This is a genomic window from Streptomyces solicavernae (assembly GCF_029968095.1).
GTDB lineage: Bacteria > Actinomycetota > Actinomycetes > Streptomycetales > Streptomycetaceae > Streptomyces > Streptomyces solicavernae.
The window spans coordinates 13,795-33,360 of the sequence record NZ_JASCIR010000019.1 but is presented as its reverse complement, the minus strand read 5'-3'; the positions used below and the strand labels follow the sequence as shown (position 1 = coordinate 33,360).

Here is a 19,566-nt window from a genome sequence, read left to right as displayed (position 1 = left end):
GCATCGGCTCAGGCCCAGGCCGCCAGCAACGCGGCTGCCCGGCGGACCAGCGGACGGTCGCCGTCGCCGAGCCGCTCCGCGGCGCCCAGCACGTCGGCGAGGACAGTCGGGTCGTGCGCCTGAACGGCCAGCACCAGCAGCGGTTCCAGGTGCGCCCGGTCTGCCGGGCCCGCAGCGCCGTCGGCCTCAACCCCGGCCGCCCAGCGGCGGATCGCGCCGGGCTCGGCGACGGGCAGCGGCGCGGCCGGGGCGGGGGCGGGGGCCTGGGCCCGCGCAGTTGGCCGGTCCGGGGCGGGGGCCGGTGCAGTTGGCCGGTCCCGGGTCGAGACCGCGGTCCGTGCGGGCGGGTTCTGTCCCGCCGCGGTCTGTGAGGCGGCGATCCGTACGACCGCGGCGAGGGCCGCCGCCAGAGTGGTGTGGTAGCAGGTGCCGAACAGATACGCCGCCGCCTTCTCACCCGCCAGCCCGGCCAGCACCCCCGGCCGGTGCACCGGGCTCGGCACGGCGCCGTCCGGCCGCTGGGCGGTGGCCAGCGCGTGCCAGCCCCGCGCCACCAGCGCATCGTCGGGCCGGACTCCGGCCACCGCCGTGTCGCACAGCAGCAGTTCCGCCAACAGGTCCAGACTGCCGCGCGCCAGGTGGACACCGAGCAGCGTCCGCACGCTCCCGGCCAGCCGTTCCGCCGCCTCCCCGGCGGGCAGACAGCGGCGGTGCCGGCCGAAGTCCGTTGCGTAGAACAGCACATGGGTGAGTGCGTACGTCTCGCTCTGCGTCAGCTGGAGCACATCCGGCTGCTGGGCGGCAATGCTCTGCCGGCAGAGTGCGGCGAGCCCGGGCAGGTGCGCAGGCGCGCGGAAGCCGCCGCGGTCGAGGAAGTAGCGCAGCTCGATCCGGTTCAACGCCGGTTTGTACGCGCGCGCGTGGCCGCCCGCGTCGGCGGCGATCAGCGCCTCGCAGACGCCGCGCAGCACGGGCTGCGGTCGGCCGAGCAGTTCGAGCAGGCCCACGAGGTTGAGGTGGTACGGGAACAGCTCGTCGGCGCGGCGCAGGCCTGCCGCGAAGTCCCCGGCACGCGCCGCCCGTTCGGCCAGGTCGAGGGCGCACGACGGGAGCCCCGCGCCTTCGGCCAGCCGTCCCGCACCACCCTCGGCCAGCCGCCCCGCACCCCCGGCCGGGAGGCCCGCGCGAGCCGATACCCGTACCAGACCGAGCAGTTCGACCAGCGGGCCGGCGCGGAACGGGCGGGGTGGCAGGAACTCCTCCCAACGCTCCGGCGCGAACCACTCCCTCTGCTGCTCCAGCCAGCGCAGCGCCCCAGCCAGGACTCGCGCCGCCGCGCCGTCGGCGTCCCCGGCGGGGCCGCCGGCGCGTGCGCGTATGTGCGCGGGCAGTTCGGGCCAAGCGGGGCCGCCCGCAGGGGCGCTCACCGGCCGCTCCGTATCCGCAGCAGCGCGAGGACGGCGGCAAGGATCAGGCCGAGCGCACCCAGGTCCGCCCACCAGGGCAGCAGCCCGGCTCCGCCGAGGAGCGTCTGCCGGGCCAGGTCGACGGCGTACGTCATGGGGTTCAGGTACATCGCCGCGGTCAGCCAGGCCGGGGCGTCCTGCGGGCTGAAGACGGAACCGGAGAGGAACAGCATCGGGAACATGGCCATCTGGACCGTGGCCTGCAGCGTCTGCACACGTTTGATCACGGTGGCCAGGCAGAGGCCGATGACGCTGAAGACCACCGCGGCCAGTCCGTAGCAGCCGACGGCCGCCGCGAAGCGGGCCGGCGTGAGCGTCACGCCCATCAGCGGGGCGAAGGCGAGCATCACCGCACTCTGCACCGTCACCATGCCGGCCCCCGCGACCACCTTGCCGAGCGGCAGGCACACCCGCGGCACGGGGGCGACCAGCAGTTCGCGCAACACGCCGTACTCGCGGTCCCAGGCGTAGGTCTGGCCGGAGGCGACGCCGATCGAGACCACCTGGATGGCGATGATCCCGGGGAAGACGTACGCACTGAACGGGGCACCGTCGACCGCGCCGATCATCCCGTCGAAGCCGACCGCGTACACCAGGACGAAGAAGAGGATCTGCACCAGCTGGCTGGCCAGCACCCCCGGCCGTTTGACCTGGCGCAGCAGGTCCCGCTGGGCGATGACGGCGATGGCGCGCAGCGCCACCCGCAGCGGGGCGTGCCCGGCAGCGAGCAGGGCGCCGGCGGACGAGCCGGTGGTGTCGGAGATCGTGTTGGGGGGTGCGGTGGGGTTGGAGGGTGCGGTGGCGTTGGACTTTGCCGTGGTGGTCATGCGGTGCTCACGCTCCCCCGCTCCTTGGGCGGCGCGTCCTGCCCGGCGGCCGCGAGATAGACGTCGTTCATCGACGGGTGGCGGACGGAGACCGTCAGCCCCGGGACGTCGAGCGCCCGGACCACCTCGGCGATGCGGGCCTCCGGGTCGGCGCAGTGCACCGCAACCCCGCCCGGTTCCAGCAGCGGCTCGAAGCCTGCGGCGCGCAGCTGGCGGGCCGCGCTCTCGTCGTCCGCGCAGCTGACGAGGATGCGGGAGGAGTCGAGGCTGCTCTTGAGCCGGTCCGCCCCGCCCTGCCGTACGACCCGGCCGCGCTGCATGATGACGATCTCGTCGGCGTACTCGGCCTCGTCCATGTAGTGCGTGGCGAACAGGACGGTGACGCCCAGCTCGTCGCGCAGCCGCAGCAGGTCCGTCCAGACCGCGGCGCGGGCGGTGGGGTCGAGGCCGTTGGTGGGTTCGTCGAGGATGATCAGGCCGGGGCGGTGGAGCAGGGCGCGGGCGATCTCGACCCGCCGGGCGAGTCCTCCGGACAGCTCCTCGACGGGCTGGCGGCGCCGGTCGGTGAGCCCGAACAGCTCCAGCATGAGGTCGATCCTGGACCGGGCGTCGGCGCGCTTGAGGCCGAACAGGCGGGCGTGGAACCAGAGGTTGCGCTCGACGGACAACTCCTTGTCCAGGGTGCGCTCCTGGAAGACCAGGCCGAGCCGTCGGCGTGCGGCGACCGACGCGGTGCGGACGTCGTGGCCGAAGATGCGCACCGTGCCCGCGTCCGGCCGGGCTGCGGTGGAGAGCACGCCGAGCAGGCTGGACTTCCCGGCGCCGTTGGGGCCGAGCAGGGCGATGATGCGGCCGGGCGCCGAGCTCACCGTCACGCCGTGCACGGCGGTCACCTTGCCGTAGCGAACGACGAGATCACTGATCTCGAACGCCGGGGCTGCCGCGGTTGAGCCGGTTTTACCGGTTGCGCCGGTCACCCCGGTCGCCACGGCCGTGCCGGTTGCGCCGCTCGCCCCCGTCGTGCCGCTCACCGCGGGCGCGTCGGGTGCCACGGATACCTCGGGCGCCCTGGACACCTCGGGCGCCCTGGACACCTCGGGCGCCCCGGATGCAGATGCCTCGGGCGCGACGGACGCAGACGCCTCGGGCGCGACGGACGCAGACGCCTCGGGCGCGACGGACATTTCGGATACCTCGGATGCCTCCGCCATGCGTGGGCCCCTCATGCCAGGCCCAGGGTGCGGTCCCAGGGCAGCGGTTCGTCGAGCACCGGCAGCAGGGAGAGGGCCACGCCTGCGGCTCCCTCCAACATGCCGGCCGTGTCCACGGCCCGGTGCGGGACGGGGGAGCGGGCGGCGGCCGGGAAGCGCATCAGGTGCCGGAAGCCGAAGGGGGCCTGCTCGTCCGCGCACTGCAGCACCTTGTCGGTCAGCCGGGCGCAGCCGCCGCGCAGCTCCGCGTCGTCGGCCGCCTCGGCGATCCGGGAGACGATCCGCAGCAGACCGGCGAAGCCGTGGCAGACGGTGGCGCCCTCGATCGCCCACTTCGACTCGTCCCGGCGCAGGGCGGCGCGCAGCCCCTCGACGGCGGCGGACCGCCAGTCGGCGCGGTCCAGGGTCTGCCCGGCGCGGTGGAGCGCGGCGGCCACTCCGGGAGTGCCGTAGCACCAGGCCGTACGTGTGAACAGCTCGCGCGGCCGCTCCGCCGCCACCTCCGCCTCCCACGGCACCCGGGCGGGCCAGTACGGGCCGGCCTCGTCCTGCAGGGTCCAGCCGAGCAGCCAGTCGGCGATGCGCCGCACGGCGTCGGCCGTGCCCGGCTCGGTCCGCCCGGCCCGGTGCGCGACGCAGAGGACCGTGAGCGGTCCCGCGATGCCGTGCGCCATGCCGAGGTTGAGGTCGCCGCGGGGATAGTCGCGGCCGTCGCGCTCGCTGATCTGCAGCTCCACGGGCACCCACCAACCCGGTACGTCATGCCCGCCGATCCGGACCGGCTCGGTGAGGCGGACCAGGTGGCGCAGGGACGCGGTGAGCGCCGCCTCGACCTCGGGGCCCGACTCGGCGGGGTCGGCGGCGGAGTCGAGCAGCAGCCTGGTGGTCCCGCTGAGGCCGTTGATCAGGTCGTACGCGGCCCAGTCGACGCCCTGGGCTCCGGTCGCGGCCCGTTCCTCGAAGGCGCGCAGCCGCTCGGTCTGTTCCTCGGCCACCCAGGCGGCGAGCCGCCGGCGCAGCGAGGCGTAGTGCCCTTCGGGCCCGGCGGAGGTCTGGGCGGCGGCGAGCAGTGCGGCGGGTCCGGAGAACAGGCCGCGGCTGGGCGCGCTGTTCATGGCCCGGCCTGCGGCCGCGAGGTGACGGTGGGCGAGGGGCCGCCAGGCTTCGTCGGCACGTGCCAGCTCGCCGTAGAGCAGGGCCGTGCCGGGCAGGCCGTTGGCGAGCGTCAACGGGCCCCACATCACGGCGCCGTAGATGGGGTCGCGGTTGTCGTCGCGGGAGGCGACGGCCGCGACCCGCTCGGGGTCGGCGAGCCGCTCGGCCACCAGCGCGACGGCATCCCTGACGGGCGCGGCGAGCTGGGGTTCGGCGGTGTCGGTGGGGCCGGCGAGCGCGGTAGGGGCGGTGGTCGCGGCGTGAGTGGCCGCGGTTTCGGTGGTCGCGGTGGTCGCAGTGTCGGTGGGGCCGGCGAGCGCGGTCGGGGCAGTGGTCGCGGCGTGGGTGGCCGCGGTGTCGTTGGTGGCGGTCACGAATGGTGCCTCCGGCGGTTCAGGTGGTCCTGGACAGCACCGCGCGCGACGCCCAGTGCGGTCATTTCGCGTGCGCTGGAGCCGCCGAAGAGGCGGTTGCAGACCATGTGCAGCAGGCTGCCGACGACCCGCCCTTCAGGGGTGTCGCCCGACTCCCGCACCCTGTCGGCCAGTTGCCGCACCGCCTCGTCCCGCGGGCGCAGCGCGGCCAGGACGCGTTCGCCCGCCGGGTCCCGGCCGAACGCCGGCCAGCCGCCGTACGGGTCGACGGTGCGCCGCCAGTGCGCGGAGCGGGTGCGGAACTCGGGCGGCAGGTCCCGGCGGGAGCCGGTCATGGAGAGCCAGGCCGCGGCGCCGTCGTCCCCGCAGTCCTCGATGACCAGGGGGTTGCCCGGTGCGGGCGGGCCGAAGGCGTGGGCGAGCGCGGCGCAGGAGACGACGGCCAGGTCGTCGACCCCGAAGTCGTTCGCCGGGTCCTTGGCGACCCGAAGCAGCTCCACGGCGGCGGCACTGTCGAGCTGGAACACCTGCTCGGCGAAGCGCTGGGCCGCGGGGCCGCCGTAGCGCTCGGTCTCCGGGTCGTACGGGGCGAGGGTGTGGGCGCGCAGCAGGCCGGCCCGGCGCCAGCGCTCCAGGAGGGCGCCGACCGCGGGGGCGGCCTCGCCCCACAGAGCGTGCGGCCGGTTGCCTTGCAGCCGCAGGCGCAGGTGGTGTCCGCCGTCCGCGTCGGTGTAGCGGAGGAAGAACCAGCCGTCGGCTCCGTTGCGGGCGGCCAGGTCGAGCAGTTCGGGGAGGTGGTCACGGAGCAGGTCGTCCTGGTCGCGGGCGGAGCCGTACAGCTTGAGGTAGAGCCACGCGCCGCCGAGTCCGTGCACCGTGCGCTCGCCCTGGTGGTGTCCGGCGTACGGGCGACGGCCGGGCCGGCCGGTGTCGCGGCGGGTGAGCGGCACGACCAGCTCGGCGGTGTGCCCGGCCAGCGGGCTGTCCAACCAGCCCTCGTGCTCGCCCGGCACCTCCTGGGCGATCAGGTCGGCGTGGCGCAGCACCTGGTCGAGCAGCAGCTCGCGGTGCCAGATCCGGTCGAGGTCGAGCAGCAGCCGCTGGTCGGCGGTGACGGCGAGGACGTGGCGGGGTGCGTCCCAGGCGGCCCGCCAGTCGTCGACCGCTGCCGCCCACGCCGTCGCCCGCTGCTCCGCCGGGGCGTCGCGCAACTTCTCGGCCCGCGCGCGGAGTTCGTCGAGCCGCCAGACGGCGCAGGCCAGCACGAATCGCCCGTACCGCACGCGTGGGACGAATGGGGCGTCGGCGAGCGGGCCCCAGTTCCACGGCTCCCACAGGCGCTGGCCCTCCAGGCCGATCTCCCACAGCAGCCGCACCGCGTTGGGCGCCTGGGCGGGGGCGCTGACCATGTTGCCGAGAACTGGGACGAGTTCGCGGCCGGTGGGGAGGTGGACGGCGGTCAGCCGGTCCAGGGTGGCGCCGACGCCGATGTCGCCGAGCCGCAGCTCCTCCACGCCGGGCAGGTCGGGCACGCCCACACTGATGCGGCGCCCGGTGGCCGGGGCGGTGTGCGCGAGGTTGGCGGCCCGCCCGGAGCGGGGGCGGAACGCGAGGTCGACGGGGACGGCGTCCTGGACGTGCACCGGGTTGTCCCGGTGCAGTGCGGCGAACTCCGCCCGCCACTCCGGGTCCAGGTCGGCGAACCGGGCGAAGGTGGACCCCGCCCGGTGCGAGCCGGGTGAGGGCGACAGGAAGACCCGGAAGTCGCCCTCGTCAAGGGCGCCCACCGAGGGGGCGACCACCTGCACGGTCACCTCGCAGGAACCGGGCAGGTTAGCCGGGTCCGCCAGGACGTCGGGGTCGTGTCCCAGCTCGGCCAGATCCGCTTCGGCCAGCACCACCTCTCGCCGCCCGGCCCGCTGCGCGGCGGCGACGAGCCGGGCCATGGCACGGTCCCGGCGCGCGGTGCGGGGGTCGTCGGGCGCTACGGACGCGGCCTCGCTGTTGGGCCAGCCGTACCCGGCGGGGGCACCGAGGCCGGTGGACGGGTCGAGCAGTTCGAGTACGGGAACCAGCCGGTCCGCGCCGTACGCGTCGAGGAAGCGCCGGTGGAAGTCGCGCAGTGCGAACAGGCCGAGCTTGGGGCGGGAGAGCCGCCACATCACGGTGGTGGCCCGCTCGATGTCCTCGCGCACCGTGTGCGGCAGCCGCAGCCCGACGTCCAGGCGGGTGTCGATATGCAGCGGGGTGTCGTCGGGCTCCAGGGCGCGGGCCGTGGCGAGGAGACGGCCCAGCTGTTCGCGGCCCGCTCCGACGTCCCGCGCGTCGTATGCGTGCCGCTCGCGGTCGACCGCGCGGAGGGCTTCGTGGATGCTGCGGGTGTCCTCGTTCAGGCCCGGGGCCAGGGGGTCGAGGAGGTCCAGGAGATGACGCAGCGGATCGCCGCCGTCCAGCGGAGGCCGGAGCGCGGTGATCAGGATCTCCTGCCGGACGAGCTCCACGAGCAGGTCGCGCACCCGGCTCGTGGGCGCGCCGGGGAACCCCGCCGCGGTGCGCTCGACCAGCTCCTCGAACGGCAGCGGGGACGCAGCCTCGGCCACGGCACGCTCGACCACGGGGGTGCTGCGCACCGAAACCGAGGCGCGGCCCTCGCCGCCGGAGTCGAGGCGCACGCCCTGAGTGGAAGGCGAGGTGAGGACCAGCCGGTCGCCGCGGACCGTCAGCGCCTGGTGCGCCTGGACGGTCAGGGCCGAGAGCACGTCCCGGTCGCGTTCGACGCGGTGGCAGATCCGGGTGAGCCACTGCATGTCGGCGTGGGTGCGGGTGCGGTGAGCGGTGCCGCGTTCGGTCTTGGCCGCGGAGTCGAAGGAACCGGCCGCCACGCCCGCGAACAGGCCGAACGGGGTGGGCCGGGTGCGCATCCGGATGTCGTAGCGGAGCACGGCGAGCGCGGCGCGGCGCAGCTGACCGGCCTTGACGCCGGCGGTGCCGCGTGCGACGACCCGGCCGACGAGGGCGGAGAGGCTGGGTGAGGCAAGGTCGAGGGCCTCGGCGAGCCGCGGGTCGGCGGGCACGGAGGCGAGCAGTTCGGCACAGGCGGACAGGTCGTGCGGACCCGCTTCGGGCAGGGGCAGGCCGGGGTCGGCCGCGGCGAGCGGCGCTCGGTGGAGAAAGAGATCCTTGGCCTCGAAGGCCTCGAAGGCCTCGGACGGTGCCTGCGGTGACGGCTCCCCCACGGTTCTCTCCCCCTTGTCGCCCTGATGGTCTGACGGTCTGTCTTGTCGCCCTGACGGTCTGTTCGGACTGGAACGCCCGTGGGCCGGGCGGTCACCCGGCCCACGGGACCGGAACTCAGCAGCAGTGGCTGCAGCCGGAGCCGCCGCCCTCGCTGGTGCAGCCCGGCGTGCAGTACGAGACGCTCGTGATCGCCGGTCCGGCGACCGACTTCTCGACGCCGATCTCCAGGTCGAGGTCGAAGAGGTTCGCGTCGTTCTGCGACTGCGTGGGTGCCTTGATTCCCATACTCACTCCTTGGTCGTAGGAACCGAATGGGTGTTCGTGGGTCGCGATCCGGGCAACACGCAACCACGGACGATCCCGGCCGTTCAACAGCTTGCGGAAGGGCTGGCAGTGTTGGCAGTCCGATGGCAGAACGCCACGTCAGATGGCATCTGACGGCATCGAATCGGAAATGTTTCTTCTATTTCCCGAATCCCGTGAACCGTCCGGCGCTTCTCGGATACGTACGTGGTGTGTGTTCGGACAACGCCCTGCTCTCGGCCGTCGCCCACGGCGACCAGACCGCCCTGCGCGCCCTCTACGAGCGGCACGCCGACGCCATGCTCCGGCTCGTGCGCAGACTCAGCTCGGACCAGGGCGTGGCCGAGGAGATCCTGCAGGAGTCCTGGCTGGCGGTCTGGCGTTCGGCGGGCGGCTTCCGCGGCGAGTCCTCCGTGCGCGGCTGGCTGCTCGGCGTCGCCCGCCGCCAGGCCCACAACCGGTTACGCCGCTCCCGGCCCCAACTGGCTGACCTGGCCGAGGCCGAGGAGGTCCCCGACCCGGGACCGAGCGTCGAGGACCAGGTCGTACGGAAGTCCGAGCACGCCGAACTGCTCACGGCCGTCCGGGCGCTGCCCGAGCACCTGCGCGAGGTCCTGGCGCTGGTGCTGGTCGAGGAACTGCCCTACCCGGAAGTTGCCGCCGTGCTCGACATCCCGGTGGGCACCGTCAAGAGCCGGATGTCCCAGGCCAGGAAGCGACTGGGCAACATGCTGTCCGCCCTGCGGCTGGAAGGAACGGGACGACGATGACACGACACCTCACCGACGAGGCCCTGGCGCGACTCGCCCGCACCGGCACCCCCGCCGCGCCCGCGGACCGTCCACCCCACCTGGACAGTTGCCCGAGCTGCCGCAACCGGCTGGCAGTCTGGCAGGACATCGAGGCCGCGGTACGAGCGGACCTGGCCGAACACGCCGCCACCGCACCCTCCTTCGACGTACTCCTCGGCCCCGCCCTGCCGGGCGCGACGGCCGCAGCCGCGCCCGCGGCGGCCGAGCCGGCCGGCACCGACAGGGAGGCACGGCCCGCCCGGGCGCGGGTCGACCGGCCCTGGCGCACGACCTGGCAGCTGGCAGTCCGTCAGGCCGCGCTGCTGCCCCGCACCTGGGCGCCACTGAGCGCCGCGGGCTTCGTGGGCGCCGCCCTGCTGGCCACGGCCCAGGAACAGAACGAGTTCGGGGTACGGCTCTTCGGCGCCGTGGCCGTCCTGCTCGTCATGTTCGGCGCGCTGATGGCGGCCTCACCCCGCCGCGACCCGCGCCGGGAAGTGCTGTTCACCCTGCCGGTGCCGCCCGCCGCGGTGTTCCTCGCCAGGCTGGCCGTGGTCCTTTGCGTCGACGTGACCATGGCCCTGGTGTGCTCGGCGCTGATGCGGGGGGTCGGCTGGTGGCCGGTGGTGTCCGCCTGGCTCGGCGAGGCGCTGCTCGCCGCGGCGCTCGCCCTCGCCCTGTCGGTCCGGCACTCCCCGGCGGTCGGCGCGGCCGTCGGATGCGCGGTGTGGCTGCTCGGCGTGGTCGGGGGTCCGGACGGGCTGATCAGAACCCCCGTGGACGCCGTCCTGAACACCCTGCTCGCCACCACTCCATGGACCCTGGCCCTGGCCGCGGCGCTGCTCGCCTGGGCTGTCACCGCCATGCGGTCCTTCCGGGAATCCCCGCCTGCGCTGTAGGAACACGCCGAAGGAACAGCCATGGGAGCACGCCGAAGGAATAGCCACGGGAGCACGCCGAAGAAGCACGCCGCAGCACTGCGGCGAGAGCGTGCCGAGGAGCGCGCCGTCGGACTGCGCCGGGCAGACCCGTACGAAAAATCGTGGCCGCCCGAGTGAACCGCTCACCTCCCGGAGGCTACGTACTTGGTGACCGACGCTCGTGGCCGGTGCCACCCCCGTAACCGGCCGCGGGCGGCGGTTGTGCGACCTGCACGTTCCGTGCGGGCGCACGGCGACAGGAACACAACGAGAGGAGCCACGAGATGCGCGGGGTGACCGTCGCGAACTGGTGGGTGCATGAAGCACGCCGCTGCGGGAGACAGGCCTTCGTCCTGCCCGTGCTCGCCGCGCTCGTCGCCGGTGCCACCACTGCCACGGGCCAAGGCTCGGGCATGCTCCTGAGCCGCTCCCTGCTGACCTGCGCCGTGCCTATGGCCACGGCGCTGGCCTGCGCCGCGGTGGTGGCGCGCGAACCGATGGCCGAACTGCACCTGTCCCTGTCCACCCCCTACCGCCGTACCGTCGCCCGCCGCCTCGCCTGGCCGGCCGCCGTCACCGCGGTCGCCGCCGTCGCCCTGGTGAACCTGCCGGCGGCCGGTGACCTGCCGCTGGACGCCGCGACCGCGCTGGTGGAGCTGGCCGGACTGACGGTGCTGCTGAGCGGCTGCGCGGTGTGGGCGACGGTACGGACCGGCTCGGCCGCGCCCGCCGCAGGGCTGGTGTCCGCCGCCGTACTGGCGAAGCTGCTGCTGGTCGACCGGGTGGTGCCCGCCGGGCTCGTCCAGGCGGTACCCGCCCTGCTCGTCGGCGCCGTGCTGACCGCCCTGGCCCTGCGCGGACTCGGCCCCGACGGCCGACCTGACCCGAACCGCCGGACCGGCCCAGGACAGCACAACGCTCCAACCGGCTCCGGACAGAACGACGCTCGACCCGGCCCCGGGGAGGCATGGTGACCGCACTGCTGTGGACCCTGCGCTACGAAGCGCTGATGGCTGCCCGAAGCAGAGCCGTGTGGGGCACGGTCCTGCCCCTCGCCCTGCTCAGCCTGCTGCTCGCCACGACCTCGCCGACCGTCACCGGCCACGGCGACCCGGTGTTCCGGGCCGGTGCCGCCGCGGTGCTGGTCAACTCCTTCTGCACCCTCGGCGTCGGCCTGGCACTCGCCGACCGGCTGCGCCGCGGCCTGGAGGCGCGCGGCATGGCCGAGCTGCGCACCGCCACGCCGGCCAAGCCACTGGCCCAGAGCCTCGGCACGCTGGCTGGACCGCTGCTGACCGCCCTCGCTCCGGTCGCCGCACTGCTGGCGCTGTACGCCACGGTGCTCGCGGCCACCGCGGGCTCGGTGGCGCCGCTCGGCTCCGCCGCGGCCGCGCTCTGCCTGGCAGTGCTGCCCTCGGCGCTGCTCGTCGCCGCGTTCGCCGGCCTCCTCGGCGCGCTGCTCCCGGTGGCCGCGGCCCGGGCGATCACGGTGGTGGTGTGGCTGTGGGCCTGCCACTTCCCGCCCGCGTTCTCGCCGTTGCCCACACCGACCGGCACCGTCCTCTCCCCGCTGAACGGCTACCCGCTGGTCGCCTGGGCGGGCGCCCCCCAGGTGTGGGCGACCCGGCAAGGAGGCGGCGTACTTCGGCCCGACGTCTCCGGCGCCACAGCACTGCTGAACGTCGTCCTCGTCCTCGCCATGGCCGCCTGCTGCTACGCGCTCGGGCACCTCGTCGCCCGCATCCGACGACACGGAGCATCATGAACATCACCACTGAAGCGCTGACGAAGGTCCACCCCGGCGGCCGCCGCGCGCTTGACGCCGTGGAACTGCACATCGAGAGCGGCACGGTCGGCCTCCTCGGCGCCAACGGCGCGGGCAAGACCACCCTGCTGCGCATCCTCACCGGAGTGCTGCGCCCCACCTCGGGGCGGGTGACGGTCGCCGGGCACGACCTCTCGACCAGCGCCGGGCTGACCGCCGTCAAGCGCACCCTCGGCTATCTGCCGCAGGAGCTCTCCCTCTACCCGGACCTGACCGCGCGTGAGTTCCTGGACTACATCGCCGTACTCAAAGGCATCCACGACAAGCGGGAACGCCGCCGCCAGGTCGAGGACCGGATCGCGGAGGTCGGCCTCGCGGACCGGGCCGGCGAACGGCTCGCCGGGTTCTCCGGCGGCATGAAGAGACGCGTCGGCATCGCGCAGGCGCTGCTCGGCAACCCGTCCGTCCTCGTCGTCGACGAGCCCACCACTGGCCTCGACCCGCACGAACGGATGCGTTTCCGCACCCTCCTGGCAGGACTCGGCCACGGCCGCACCGTCCTCCTGTCCACCCACATCCTCGACGACGTGGCCCAGACCTGCCCCGAGGTGGCGGTGCTCGCCGCAGGGCGGATCGTCTTCCACGACAGCACCCCCGCCCTGGTCAGCCAGGCCGCGGGCTGCACCTACGCATACCGGGCCGCCTCCCCGTCCGCCGGGCCACCATCCGGCGCCGAGGTGGTGAGCGCGGTGACCACCGCCGAAGGCACCGATTACCGCATCGTCACCACCGACCCGCCGCCCGGCGCCCGCCCGGTGGAACCGTCCCTGGAGGACGGGTACGCCGCCCTCCTCGGCGCCCACGGAGCACCCCGCCACGACCAGGACTCCCGCACGTTCGACACTCCTCGGCAGTGAGGTGACCGCGAAGTGACCAACACCGACACCGTCCACACCGACACCCACACCGACACCCACACCGACACCGACCCCACCGCCGCCGACCGCCGCCGCGGGCCGGAGGTTCGAGGCCCGCGCCGCCCTCGCCCGGCCGCAACCACCCTGGCCCTGACCGCCGGCGCGGCCCTGCTCGCCCTCACCGCCTGCTCGGGAGGCGGCGGCCTCGCCGACCCCGACACCACCGAACCCGAGCCCCTGCCGAGCCCGACCAGCACCCGGCAGGCGATGAGCGAACGCAACTTCGGCTACGTCTGGCCACTGACCGTCGACCGTGGCACCGCCGAGTGCCGCAAGGGCGAGCAGGCCGTCTTCACGGTGCCCGACGGCACCACGTACGCACTCAACGAGCGTGCGGAGAACGCCGGTTACCCGGCGATCGAACCGGTGCGCGCGGACGCCGAGAACGGCGGGAAAGTGAGCCTCGGATCGCTGCGCAGTCGGACGATGCGGCTCTGCGGGACCAGCAGATGACCGGTTCCGCCCGGGCCCGCCCTACAACGGCCGGCCCGGGCGGACCTGTACGCAGGCGGCGGCCGGGGACGAGCCCGCGCGCACGCGTGAGCAGGACACATGAGCAAGGAGGGTCTCGCCCGCGCTGACCACGCGGGCGGGTCCTACAGGGCCACGAACTCACGGGGGAACAGGCCTTGCAGTACGAGACGCGATACGAAGAGCGATACGAAAAGCGACGCGAAGAGCCGCGCGAAGAGCCGTGCGAAGAGCCGCGCGAATACCAGCGCACCAACCAGCAGAACGCCCACTCCGACGCCTCCTACGCCCCCCACTACAACAACCGCCCGGCCGGGCTCCACGCGCTCGCCCACTCCGGGCTCCGGGCGTACTTCGAGCTGCCGCGGGCACCGCTCGGCGCGGTCCGCGAGGTGCTCGACCGTCTCGACTTCGTTGACGAACAGCAGCTGACCGCGCCGGGCGGCGTCACCCTCGACCTGCCCGTGCTGCTGCCGGTGACCAGCGAGTTCCAGGCCGAGGAACTGCGCGCCGTGCGGGTGCGGCATCCGCTTGCCCTGCTCGTCGCGGTCACCCGCGACGTGTCGGGGCACCGGACGTACCACGCCATCCGCTCGGGCGCGAACTTCGTACTCAATCTCGCCATTCCCATCGAGAGCCAGACCGAGATGCTGTACGCGCAGTTCCGCGCGCACCGCGGCACCAGCGCCACCACTGGCACCACCGCCACCACCGGCACCACCGGCACCACCGGCACCAGTGACATCGCCGACGGGGCCGACGGAGCGGACGCGACCTCCGGGCGCCCGGCCGGTCCGTCCCGCCCGTCGCTGCCGGCCGCACCCGCTCTCGCCCTACGCGCCGTCCACACCGGGCGGGGCAGCGCGGCCTGCCCGGCTCAGCCGGTCCGGCGGCCGGGTGCCGCGCGGGTGCAGAGCACCGACGGCAGCCGTCAGGGCGGCGCGCTGCCGCGCGTCCTGCCGCAGCCGGCCGCGGACGAGGAGGCCGAGCTGACGCGGCTGTTGTGCACCTCCATGACCGTCTCCGAGATCGCCCGGCGCTACTACTGTTCCGAGCGGTCCATGTATCGCCGCATCCGCAGGCTGTACGACGGTCTCGGTGTGCGGAGCCGCTCCGAGCTGATGTCGCGGGCCGCGTTCCTGGAGCGCCCCGGCCTCCCCGGCCCCGGCCAGCCACCGCCGGCCCGGGCCGGCTGACCGCCCGACGCGTGGGCCCCGGACTGTCACCGGGGCCCACGCCTCCGCGACAAGCCCGTCGGGGGCCGAGCGGGTACGGCGCCGAGCCCGTAATCCGGAGCCGAGCCCGCCCGCGGCCAAGCCCGTAATCCGGGGTCGGACCGGTACGGCGCCAAGCCCGCGATCCGGGGCCGAAGCCGGTTCGGCCGGGCGGGTCAGCGGATGCCCGCATCGGCGGTCTCCAGGAGGCGGAAGAACCCGGCCTCCACATCACCGTCCACGGCGAGCCCGGCCAGCGGGCCCTCGTACTGCGTCCGCCCGGCCACCAGCACCTGCACCCGGTCGCACACCTGGGCCACCTCTGCCAGCTGGTGGCTGGCGATCAGCACCGCCACCCCTTCGCCGGCCAGGGAGCGGATGATGCCGCGCATTTCCCGGATGCCGACCGGGTCGAGCCCGTTGGTGGGTTCGTCGAGCACGATCAGGCGCGGCCTGGCCAGCAGTGCCACGGCGATCCCGAGGCGCCAGCGCATGCCGAGGGAGTACGCCCCGACCTTCCGGTCCCGGGCCTCGGTCATCTTGACCAGGCGCAGCGCCGGCTCGATCCACTCCTCGGGCACACAGCGCAGGCGGGCGTGGACGCGCAGCGTCTCGTCCGCGGTCAGGGTCGGCCACAGCCCGGGTACCTCGATCAGGGCACCCACCTCGGACAGCGACTCGCGCCCCACCGGACGGCCGAAGATCTCGATGCTGCCGGAGGTGGGCCGCTGGAGCCCGAGGAGAGCTTTCATCAGAGTGGTCTTCCCTGCGCCGTTGGGCCCGAGCAGTCCGTAGACCTCGCCGGTCCGGACGGTCAGGTCCACCCCGTCGAGGGCGCGGTGGGTTCCGTAGTGCTTGTGCAGGTCTCGGATGGCCAGGGCCCGCGCGGTGCTGCCGGCGGGCGCTCCGGGGTTTACAGGGGTTCCGGGGTTTCCAGGCGTCCCGGGGGTCCCGGGGGCTCCAGGGATCCCGGAGGGTCCGGGGGTCGGCGTCGTCATCGCTCAAATCTCCTTACGGCTCATGTGCATGCGGCCGATGACCAGCAGGGCCACCGTCAGCGCAGCGGCGAGGACGAGGGCGAGCGGGATGGCCGAAGGGTCGGTCACGGGACTGTCCTCGGGCAGCGGCACTCCGTTGGGGCCGATCCCCGCCAGCGGCAGCACGACCCGCATGGGCCAGGCGAAGGGGACGGCGAACCAGAAGTCCTTGTCCGAGACCAGCGCCCCGCACAGCAGTCCGGCCACCCCGACACCGATGCTGGGCCCCATCCCCCACACCGTCGCGACCAGCACGGCGAGGGCCGTCATGGACAGCCCCACCAGCCAGGGCAGATAGACCGCGGCGACCACCGTGCCCATGGCCTCCGGGAAGCGGCCGCTCAGCACGGCGCCGAGCGACAGCATCACCAGGAGCACGGTGGACGAGACGAAGCCCAGCACTCCGAGGGCGGCCACCTTGCCGACGAAGTAGCGGCCGCGCGGCACGCCGTAAGAGAGGAGGAGACGCCAGGCGTCCTGGTCCGCCCGGACCGAGAGTGCGGCCGCGAGCCCCGCCGTCATCGGCACCAGCACGCCCCAGAACTCCAGCGTCACATTGCGGAACACCTCGAAGGTCTGGCCCGCCTGTGCCTCGGACGAGCCGAGCGCCCCGAGGAAGAGCGGGACGGTGATGATGACAGGGGCGAGCAGGTGGTACCAGGGGATGAAGCCCCTGCGGTGCCGCGCGAGCTCGGTGGCCACCACCGTCGCCGTCGAGGGGTTGTCGCGCCGCCCGGTCCCGGGTGGGGCGGCAGCCGTGTCGTACGCCATGAGTTCTCCTGCCTGACCGCGTGCGATGACGTCGTGCGTGTGGTTGGACACCGAGTACGTAGCGTTCGCGCGCGGGCCGGTTCACCGCGGAACCCGGTCGGCGGACGACTGCCAAGGGGCTGCCAACGTCTCTGCCAGGGGCGGCGCCCGGCGGCCTGCGGGTGCGAGGGTCGAGAGCGTCCGGCCCAACGGCCGTACGCCATTGATGGTCCGCACCGACCGTCAGCCATCGACGGTCCACCACGACCGTCCGCAACCGACCGTCTGCCATGGACGGTCCACCATCGGGGAGGACTCCATGAAGCTGCTGCGCCGCGCCCTCGTCTCCGGCGCCGTCGCCGTCGCCACCGCCGGTCTCGCCGCGCCCGTCGCCACCGCAGCGACGCCCGCCCCGCCGTCCGCCGGCGTGGTGCGTGACGGCGTCTCGGTCACCCGGACCTGGCACGCCACCGTGCAGTGCCAGATCGTCCGGATCCGTGACAACAATGTGGTCGGGTACGACCGGGCCGACGGCTCGGGCAACACCAAGGAGAAGGCCAAGAAGGCGGCGGAGCGCAACATCGACGTTCCGTCCGGCCACTACAAGCGCCACTGCGACGTCAAGCGCTACTGGTAGGGCGCGGCGCCCGCGTCCCCGCAGCAGAAGGGTGAGCGATGGCCGAGGAACTGCCGCAGAGTGCGGAGAGGGAGGACCCGAGCGTCTGGGAAGTGCGGCTCGGGATCTACGCGACCGAGCGGCAGGCCGAGGAGGTCAAGGAGCAGATCGCCCGGCTGCTCTGCCCCGACCCCGACCACGCCCCGCCGTGCCCGCTCCCGTGGTCGGTCAACGTCCTGCACGGCTCGGACCTGGACGACGAGGACCCGTACCCGGAACTGATCGAGCAGGCCCGAGCGGAGCGCGGCGAGCAGCGGCCCTGAAGGCCGGGCGAGCCACCGCCCTGACGCCGGACACACGGGCAGCACCCCTGACGCCGGGCGAACCACCTGCCCGACGCCGGACACAGGAACAGCTGCTGCCCTGACGCCGGGCGAACCACTTGCCGGACGCGGGACACACGAACAGCTGCCCTGATACGGAACAAGCGGCCCGTACGACGGGAGCCCCGGCGCCATGACCCGTGCGCCGGGGCTCCCGTGCGAGGAGGCCGGGGGAAGCGGCATCGGGGGGACAAGCCGCTTCCCCCGATGAGGACCGGGCTCTCAAGCCCACGTCGCGCTCAGGGGGAAGCGCGCGACGTGGACCCCGCAGTGGAGCCTGGTCCCTGCCCTGCGGATTCCTGCCAGATCCGCCGGGCTCACCACCCATACTGCGGCCCCGGCGGCCGCCCGGGGCCCGGCAAAGGGCCTGGAGGGGCGGGCCGTTGGTCCTTAAAAGCCGCGTGAACGCCGTGTGAGTGCGGCCACTGGCGTGATCCGTGCACCGCGTTAGACTCACCCGACCGCACGCGGGCACAGGGAACAGGCAGGGGAGGCCGGGACGTGGTGCAAGCCAAGAAGATCGCCCTTTACGTGGTGATCGTCTTCGTCTTCTACACCATCATCAACTCGCCCGACCGGGCCGCCGACCTCGTCCAGGTGGGCTTCGAAGGGATATCCGACGCCGCTCAGGGCGTCGGCGACTTCATGACCCAACTCGTGCAGTAGGCAACGCTCGTACGGCCTCTCACCGGATCCGGTGGGGGGTCTTTTCTGCGTTTGACCCCAACTTGCCCTTCAACACGGCGTTATCTGGTGCTTGCACACAGTGCACATGTCTTGTGATGCTATGACCGCTTTTGACGGATGAGTGGAACGGTTCGTTCAGAGCGGTTCGTTCAGATTGGTTCGTTTCGAGCGGTTCGTTTCGAAAAGGGGTGGCGTTGACCGTGCCGGCCAGTACTGCGCCTCGAGTGCCGCCCCAGGACGCCCCACAGGACGGGGCGCGGGCGGCGACCGGGGCGGCCGAGCCGTCCCCCGCGAAGAAGCGGGGCGCGGACACCCGAGCGCTGACCCAGGTGCTGTTCGCCCAGCTCAAGGACCTGACCCCGGGAACCCCGGAGCACGGCCGCGTGCGGGCCGCGCTCATCGAGGCGAACCTGCCGCTGGTGCGGTACGCGGCGGCGCGGTTCCGCAGCCGCAACGAGCCGATGGAGGACGTGGTCCAGGTCGGCACCATCGGACTGATCAACGCCATCGACCGCTTCGACCCGGAACGCGGCGTGCAGTTCCCGACGTTCGCGATGCCGACCGTCGTCGGCGAGATCAAGCGGTACTTCCGCGACAACGTCCGCACCGTGCACGTACCGCGCCGGCTGCACGAGTTGTGGGTGCAGGTGACGGGGGCGACGGAGGATCTCACGACGGCGTACGGGCGCTCCCCAACGACCGCCGAGATCGCCGAGCGGCTGCGCATCGGCGAGGACGAGGTGCTCGCCTGCATCGAGGCCGGACGGTCCTACCACGCAACGTCGTTGGAAGCCGCGCAGGAGGGCGACGGGCTGCCGGGGCTGCTCGACCGGCTCGGCTACGAGGACCCCGCGCTCGACGGCGTCGAACACCGGGACCTCGTCCGGCACCTGCTGGTCCAGCTGCCCGAGCGCGAACAGCGGATCCTGCTCCTGCGCTACTACAACAACCTGACGCAGTCGCAGATCAGCGCCGAGCTCGGGGTCTCCCAGATGCACGTCTCGCGCCTCCTCGCCCGTAGTTTCGCCCGCCTGCGGTCCGCCAACCGCATCGACGCGTAGCGCTGGGGGCGGGGCCCGGGTTCCGGCTCACGTTCCGGCACCGTCGGCCCGGGCGCCGCGATCGCCCAGCGGGCTCGCCCTCAAACGCGGACGGGCTGGAATTTGCTCGCCCTCGAACGCCGGACGGGCTGGGCTTTGATCCAGTGCGCCCCTCGTACCCCCTCCCAACTCCCCCGCCCACGCGGCATACTCCGCCTCAACCCGCCCGGCCGGGGTTCCGTACAAGGGAGCGAACGGCCACCGTGACGGGTGGAGCATGATCTTGGGGCTTGCCGACACAAAAGCCGTGTACCGGCCTTTTCCTGCACAGATTTGTCGACT

General features: G+C 73.5%; 19 protein-coding genes. 11 read left to right on the top strand and 8 right to left on the bottom strand.

Annotated features, from left to right (window positions below; genetic code table 11):
• Positions 1-8 precede the first annotated feature (8 nt).
• The 6 genes from QIS99_RS21165 to QIS99_RS21140 form a co-directional block, all read right to left on the bottom strand.
• Entirely contained in the window at positions 9-1,427 is a 1,419-nt protein-coding gene (locus tag QIS99_RS21165; protein WP_282515149.1) for a DUF6895 family protein, read from the bottom strand.
• Entirely contained in the window at positions 1,424-2,293 is an 870-nt protein-coding gene (locus tag QIS99_RS21160) for an ABC transporter permease (protein WP_282515148.1), read from the bottom strand. Before QIS99_RS21160 ends, QIS99_RS21165 begins: the two co-directional genes overlap by 4 nt.
• Complete coding sequence (locus QIS99_RS21155; RefSeq protein WP_282515147.1) at positions 2,290-3,477, bottom strand: ABC transporter ATP-binding protein; 1,188 nt, start codon at positions 3,475-3,477, stop codon at positions 2,290-2,292. Before QIS99_RS21155 ends, QIS99_RS21160 begins: the two co-directional genes overlap by 4 nt.
• 38 nt (positions 3,478-3,515) lie before the next feature.
• Entirely contained in the window at positions 3,516-5,033 is a 1,518-nt protein-coding gene (locus QIS99_RS21150; protein WP_282515146.1) for a lanthionine synthetase C family protein, read from the bottom strand.
• A complete protein-coding gene (locus tag QIS99_RS21145; protein ID WP_282515145.1) occupies positions 5,030-8,269 on the bottom strand; it encodes a lantibiotic dehydratase in 3,240 nt (1,079 codons plus the stop codon). The genes QIS99_RS21150 and QIS99_RS21145 overlap by 4 nt, the downstream gene beginning before the upstream one ends.
• A 115-nt stretch (positions 8,270-8,384) precedes the next feature.
• Positions 8,385-8,555 (bottom strand): gallidermin/nisin family lantibiotic, encoded by a 171-nt coding sequence (locus tag QIS99_RS21140; protein WP_282515144.1) that lies wholly within the window; start codon positions 8,553-8,555, stop codon positions 8,385-8,387.
• 230 nt (positions 8,556-8,785) lie between these two features.
• On the opposite strand from QIS99_RS21140, the gene QIS99_RS21135 reads away from it, so the two are divergent.
• The 7 genes from QIS99_RS21135 to QIS99_RS21105 all read left to right on the top strand — a co-directional run bounded on the left by QIS99_RS21135 (position 8,786) and on the right by QIS99_RS21105 (position 14,693).
• Complete coding sequence (locus QIS99_RS21135) at positions 8,786-9,343, top strand: RNA polymerase sigma factor (RefSeq protein WP_282515143.1); 558 nt, start codon at positions 8,786-8,788, stop codon at positions 9,341-9,343.
• Positions 9,340-10,263 carry a hypothetical protein gene (locus QIS99_RS21130; protein WP_282515142.1) on the top strand — a complete coding sequence of 308 codons (924 nt, stop codon included), beginning with the start codon at positions 9,340-9,342 and terminating at the stop codon, positions 10,261-10,263. The genes QIS99_RS21135 and QIS99_RS21130 overlap by 4 nt, the downstream gene beginning before the upstream one ends.
• A gap of 305 nt (positions 10,264-10,568) precedes the next feature.
• Positions 10,569-11,258, top strand: coding sequence for a hypothetical protein (locus QIS99_RS21125; protein WP_282515141.1), 690 nt, complete (start codon positions 10,569-10,571; stop codon positions 11,256-11,258).
• The gene (locus QIS99_RS21120; RefSeq protein WP_282515140.1) at positions 11,252-12,049 is read left to right on the top strand and encodes a hypothetical protein; all 798 of its coding nucleotides are present in this window, start codon (positions 11,252-11,254) and stop codon (positions 12,047-12,049) included. The genes QIS99_RS21125 and QIS99_RS21120 overlap by 7 nt, the downstream gene beginning before the upstream one ends.
• Complete coding sequence (locus QIS99_RS21115) at positions 12,046-12,966, top strand: ATP-binding cassette domain-containing protein (RefSeq protein WP_282515139.1); 921 nt, start codon at positions 12,046-12,048, stop codon at positions 12,964-12,966. Before QIS99_RS21120 ends, QIS99_RS21115 begins: the two co-directional genes overlap by 4 nt.
• A gap of 12 nt (positions 12,967-12,978) precedes the next feature.
• Positions 12,979-13,479 carry a DUF2511 domain-containing protein gene (locus QIS99_RS21110; RefSeq protein WP_282515138.1) on the top strand — a complete coding sequence of 167 codons (501 nt, stop codon included), beginning with the start codon at positions 12,979-12,981 and terminating at the stop codon, positions 13,477-13,479.
• 176 nt (positions 13,480-13,655) lie between these two features.
• Positions 13,656-14,693 (top strand): helix-turn-helix domain-containing protein, encoded by a 1,038-nt coding sequence (locus tag QIS99_RS21105; protein WP_282515137.1) that lies wholly within the window; start codon positions 13,656-13,658, stop codon positions 14,691-14,693.
• A gap of 194 nt (positions 14,694-14,887) precedes the next feature.
• Here QIS99_RS21105 and QIS99_RS21100 read toward each other — a convergent pair whose 3' ends face one another.
• Both QIS99_RS21100 and QIS99_RS21095 read right to left on the bottom strand, forming a co-directional pair.
• Positions 14,888-15,709: an ATP-binding cassette domain-containing protein gene (locus tag QIS99_RS21100; RefSeq protein ID WP_282515136.1), complete on the bottom strand. Its 822-nt coding sequence runs from the start codon at positions 15,707-15,709 to the stop codon at positions 14,888-14,890.
• A gap of 3 nt (positions 15,710-15,712) precedes the next feature.
• Positions 15,713-16,519, bottom strand: coding sequence for an ABC transporter permease (locus QIS99_RS21095; protein ID WP_282515135.1), 807 nt, complete (start codon positions 16,517-16,519; stop codon positions 15,713-15,715).
• A 298-nt stretch (positions 16,520-16,817) separates the two neighbouring features.
• Between QIS99_RS21095 and QIS99_RS21090 the strand changes: the two genes are divergently transcribed.
• From QIS99_RS21090 to QIS99_RS21075, 4 genes are all read left to right on the top strand, one after another.
• A complete protein-coding gene (locus tag QIS99_RS21090; protein WP_282515134.1) occupies positions 16,818-17,135 on the top strand; it encodes a hypothetical protein in 318 nt (105 codons plus the stop codon).
• Positions 17,136-17,173: 38 nt separating this feature from the next.
• Positions 17,174-17,437 carry a hypothetical protein gene (locus QIS99_RS21085; protein WP_282515133.1) on the top strand — a complete coding sequence of 88 codons (264 nt, stop codon included), beginning with the start codon at positions 17,174-17,176 and terminating at the stop codon, positions 17,435-17,437.
• Positions 17,438-17,998: 561 nt separating this feature from the next.
• A complete protein-coding gene (locus tag QIS99_RS21080; RefSeq protein WP_282515132.1) occupies positions 17,999-18,163 on the top strand; it encodes a hypothetical protein in 165 nt (54 codons plus the stop codon).
• Between the two features lie 221 nt (positions 18,164-18,384).
• Positions 18,385-19,245 carry an RNA polymerase sigma factor SigF gene (locus QIS99_RS21075; RefSeq protein ID WP_282515131.1) on the top strand — a complete coding sequence of 287 codons (861 nt, stop codon included), beginning with the start codon at positions 18,385-18,387 and terminating at the stop codon, positions 19,243-19,245.
• The last annotated feature ends 321 nt before the right edge of the window (positions 19,246-19,566 follow it).

Bases quoted from the DNA above. Each gene is read 5' to 3' on its own strand.
- QIS99_RS21160 (WP_282515148.1), bottom strand. From the start codon at position 2,293: ATGACCACCACGGCAAAGTCCAACGCCACCGCACCCTCCAACCCCACC.
- QIS99_RS21155 (WP_282515147.1), bottom strand. From the start codon at position 3,477: ATGTCCGTCGCGCCCGAGGCGTCTGCGTCCGTCGCGCCCGAGGCGTCT.
- QIS99_RS21090 (WP_282515134.1), top strand. From the start codon at position 16,818: ATGAAGCTGCTGCGCCGCGCCCTCGTCTCCGGCGCCGTCGCCGTCGCC.
- QIS99_RS21140 (WP_282515144.1), bottom strand. From the start codon at position 8,555: ATGGGAATCAAGGCACCCACGCAGTCGCAGAACGACGCGAACCTCTTC.
- QIS99_RS21100 (WP_282515136.1), bottom strand. From the start codon at position 15,709: ATGACGACGCCGACCCCCGGACCCTCCGGGATCCCTGGAGCCCCCGGG.
- QIS99_RS21085 (WP_282515133.1), top strand. From the start codon at position 17,174: ATGGCCGAGGAACTGCCGCAGAGTGCGGAGAGGGAGGACCCGAGCGTC.
- QIS99_RS21130 (WP_282515142.1), top strand. From the start codon at position 9,340: ATGACACGACACCTCACCGACGAGGCCCTGGCGCGACTCGCCCGCACC.
- QIS99_RS21120 (WP_282515140.1), top strand. From the start codon at position 11,252: ATGGTGACCGCACTGCTGTGGACCCTGCGCTACGAAGCGCTGATGGCT.
- QIS99_RS21115 (WP_282515139.1), top strand. From the start codon at position 12,046: ATGAACATCACCACTGAAGCGCTGACGAAGGTCCACCCCGGCGGCCGC.
- QIS99_RS21125 (WP_282515141.1), top strand. From the start codon at position 10,569: ATGCGCGGGGTGACCGTCGCGAACTGGTGGGTGCATGAAGCACGCCGC.
- QIS99_RS21095 (WP_282515135.1), bottom strand. From the start codon at position 16,519: ATGGCGTACGACACGGCTGCCGCCCCACCCGGGACCGGGCGGCGCGAC.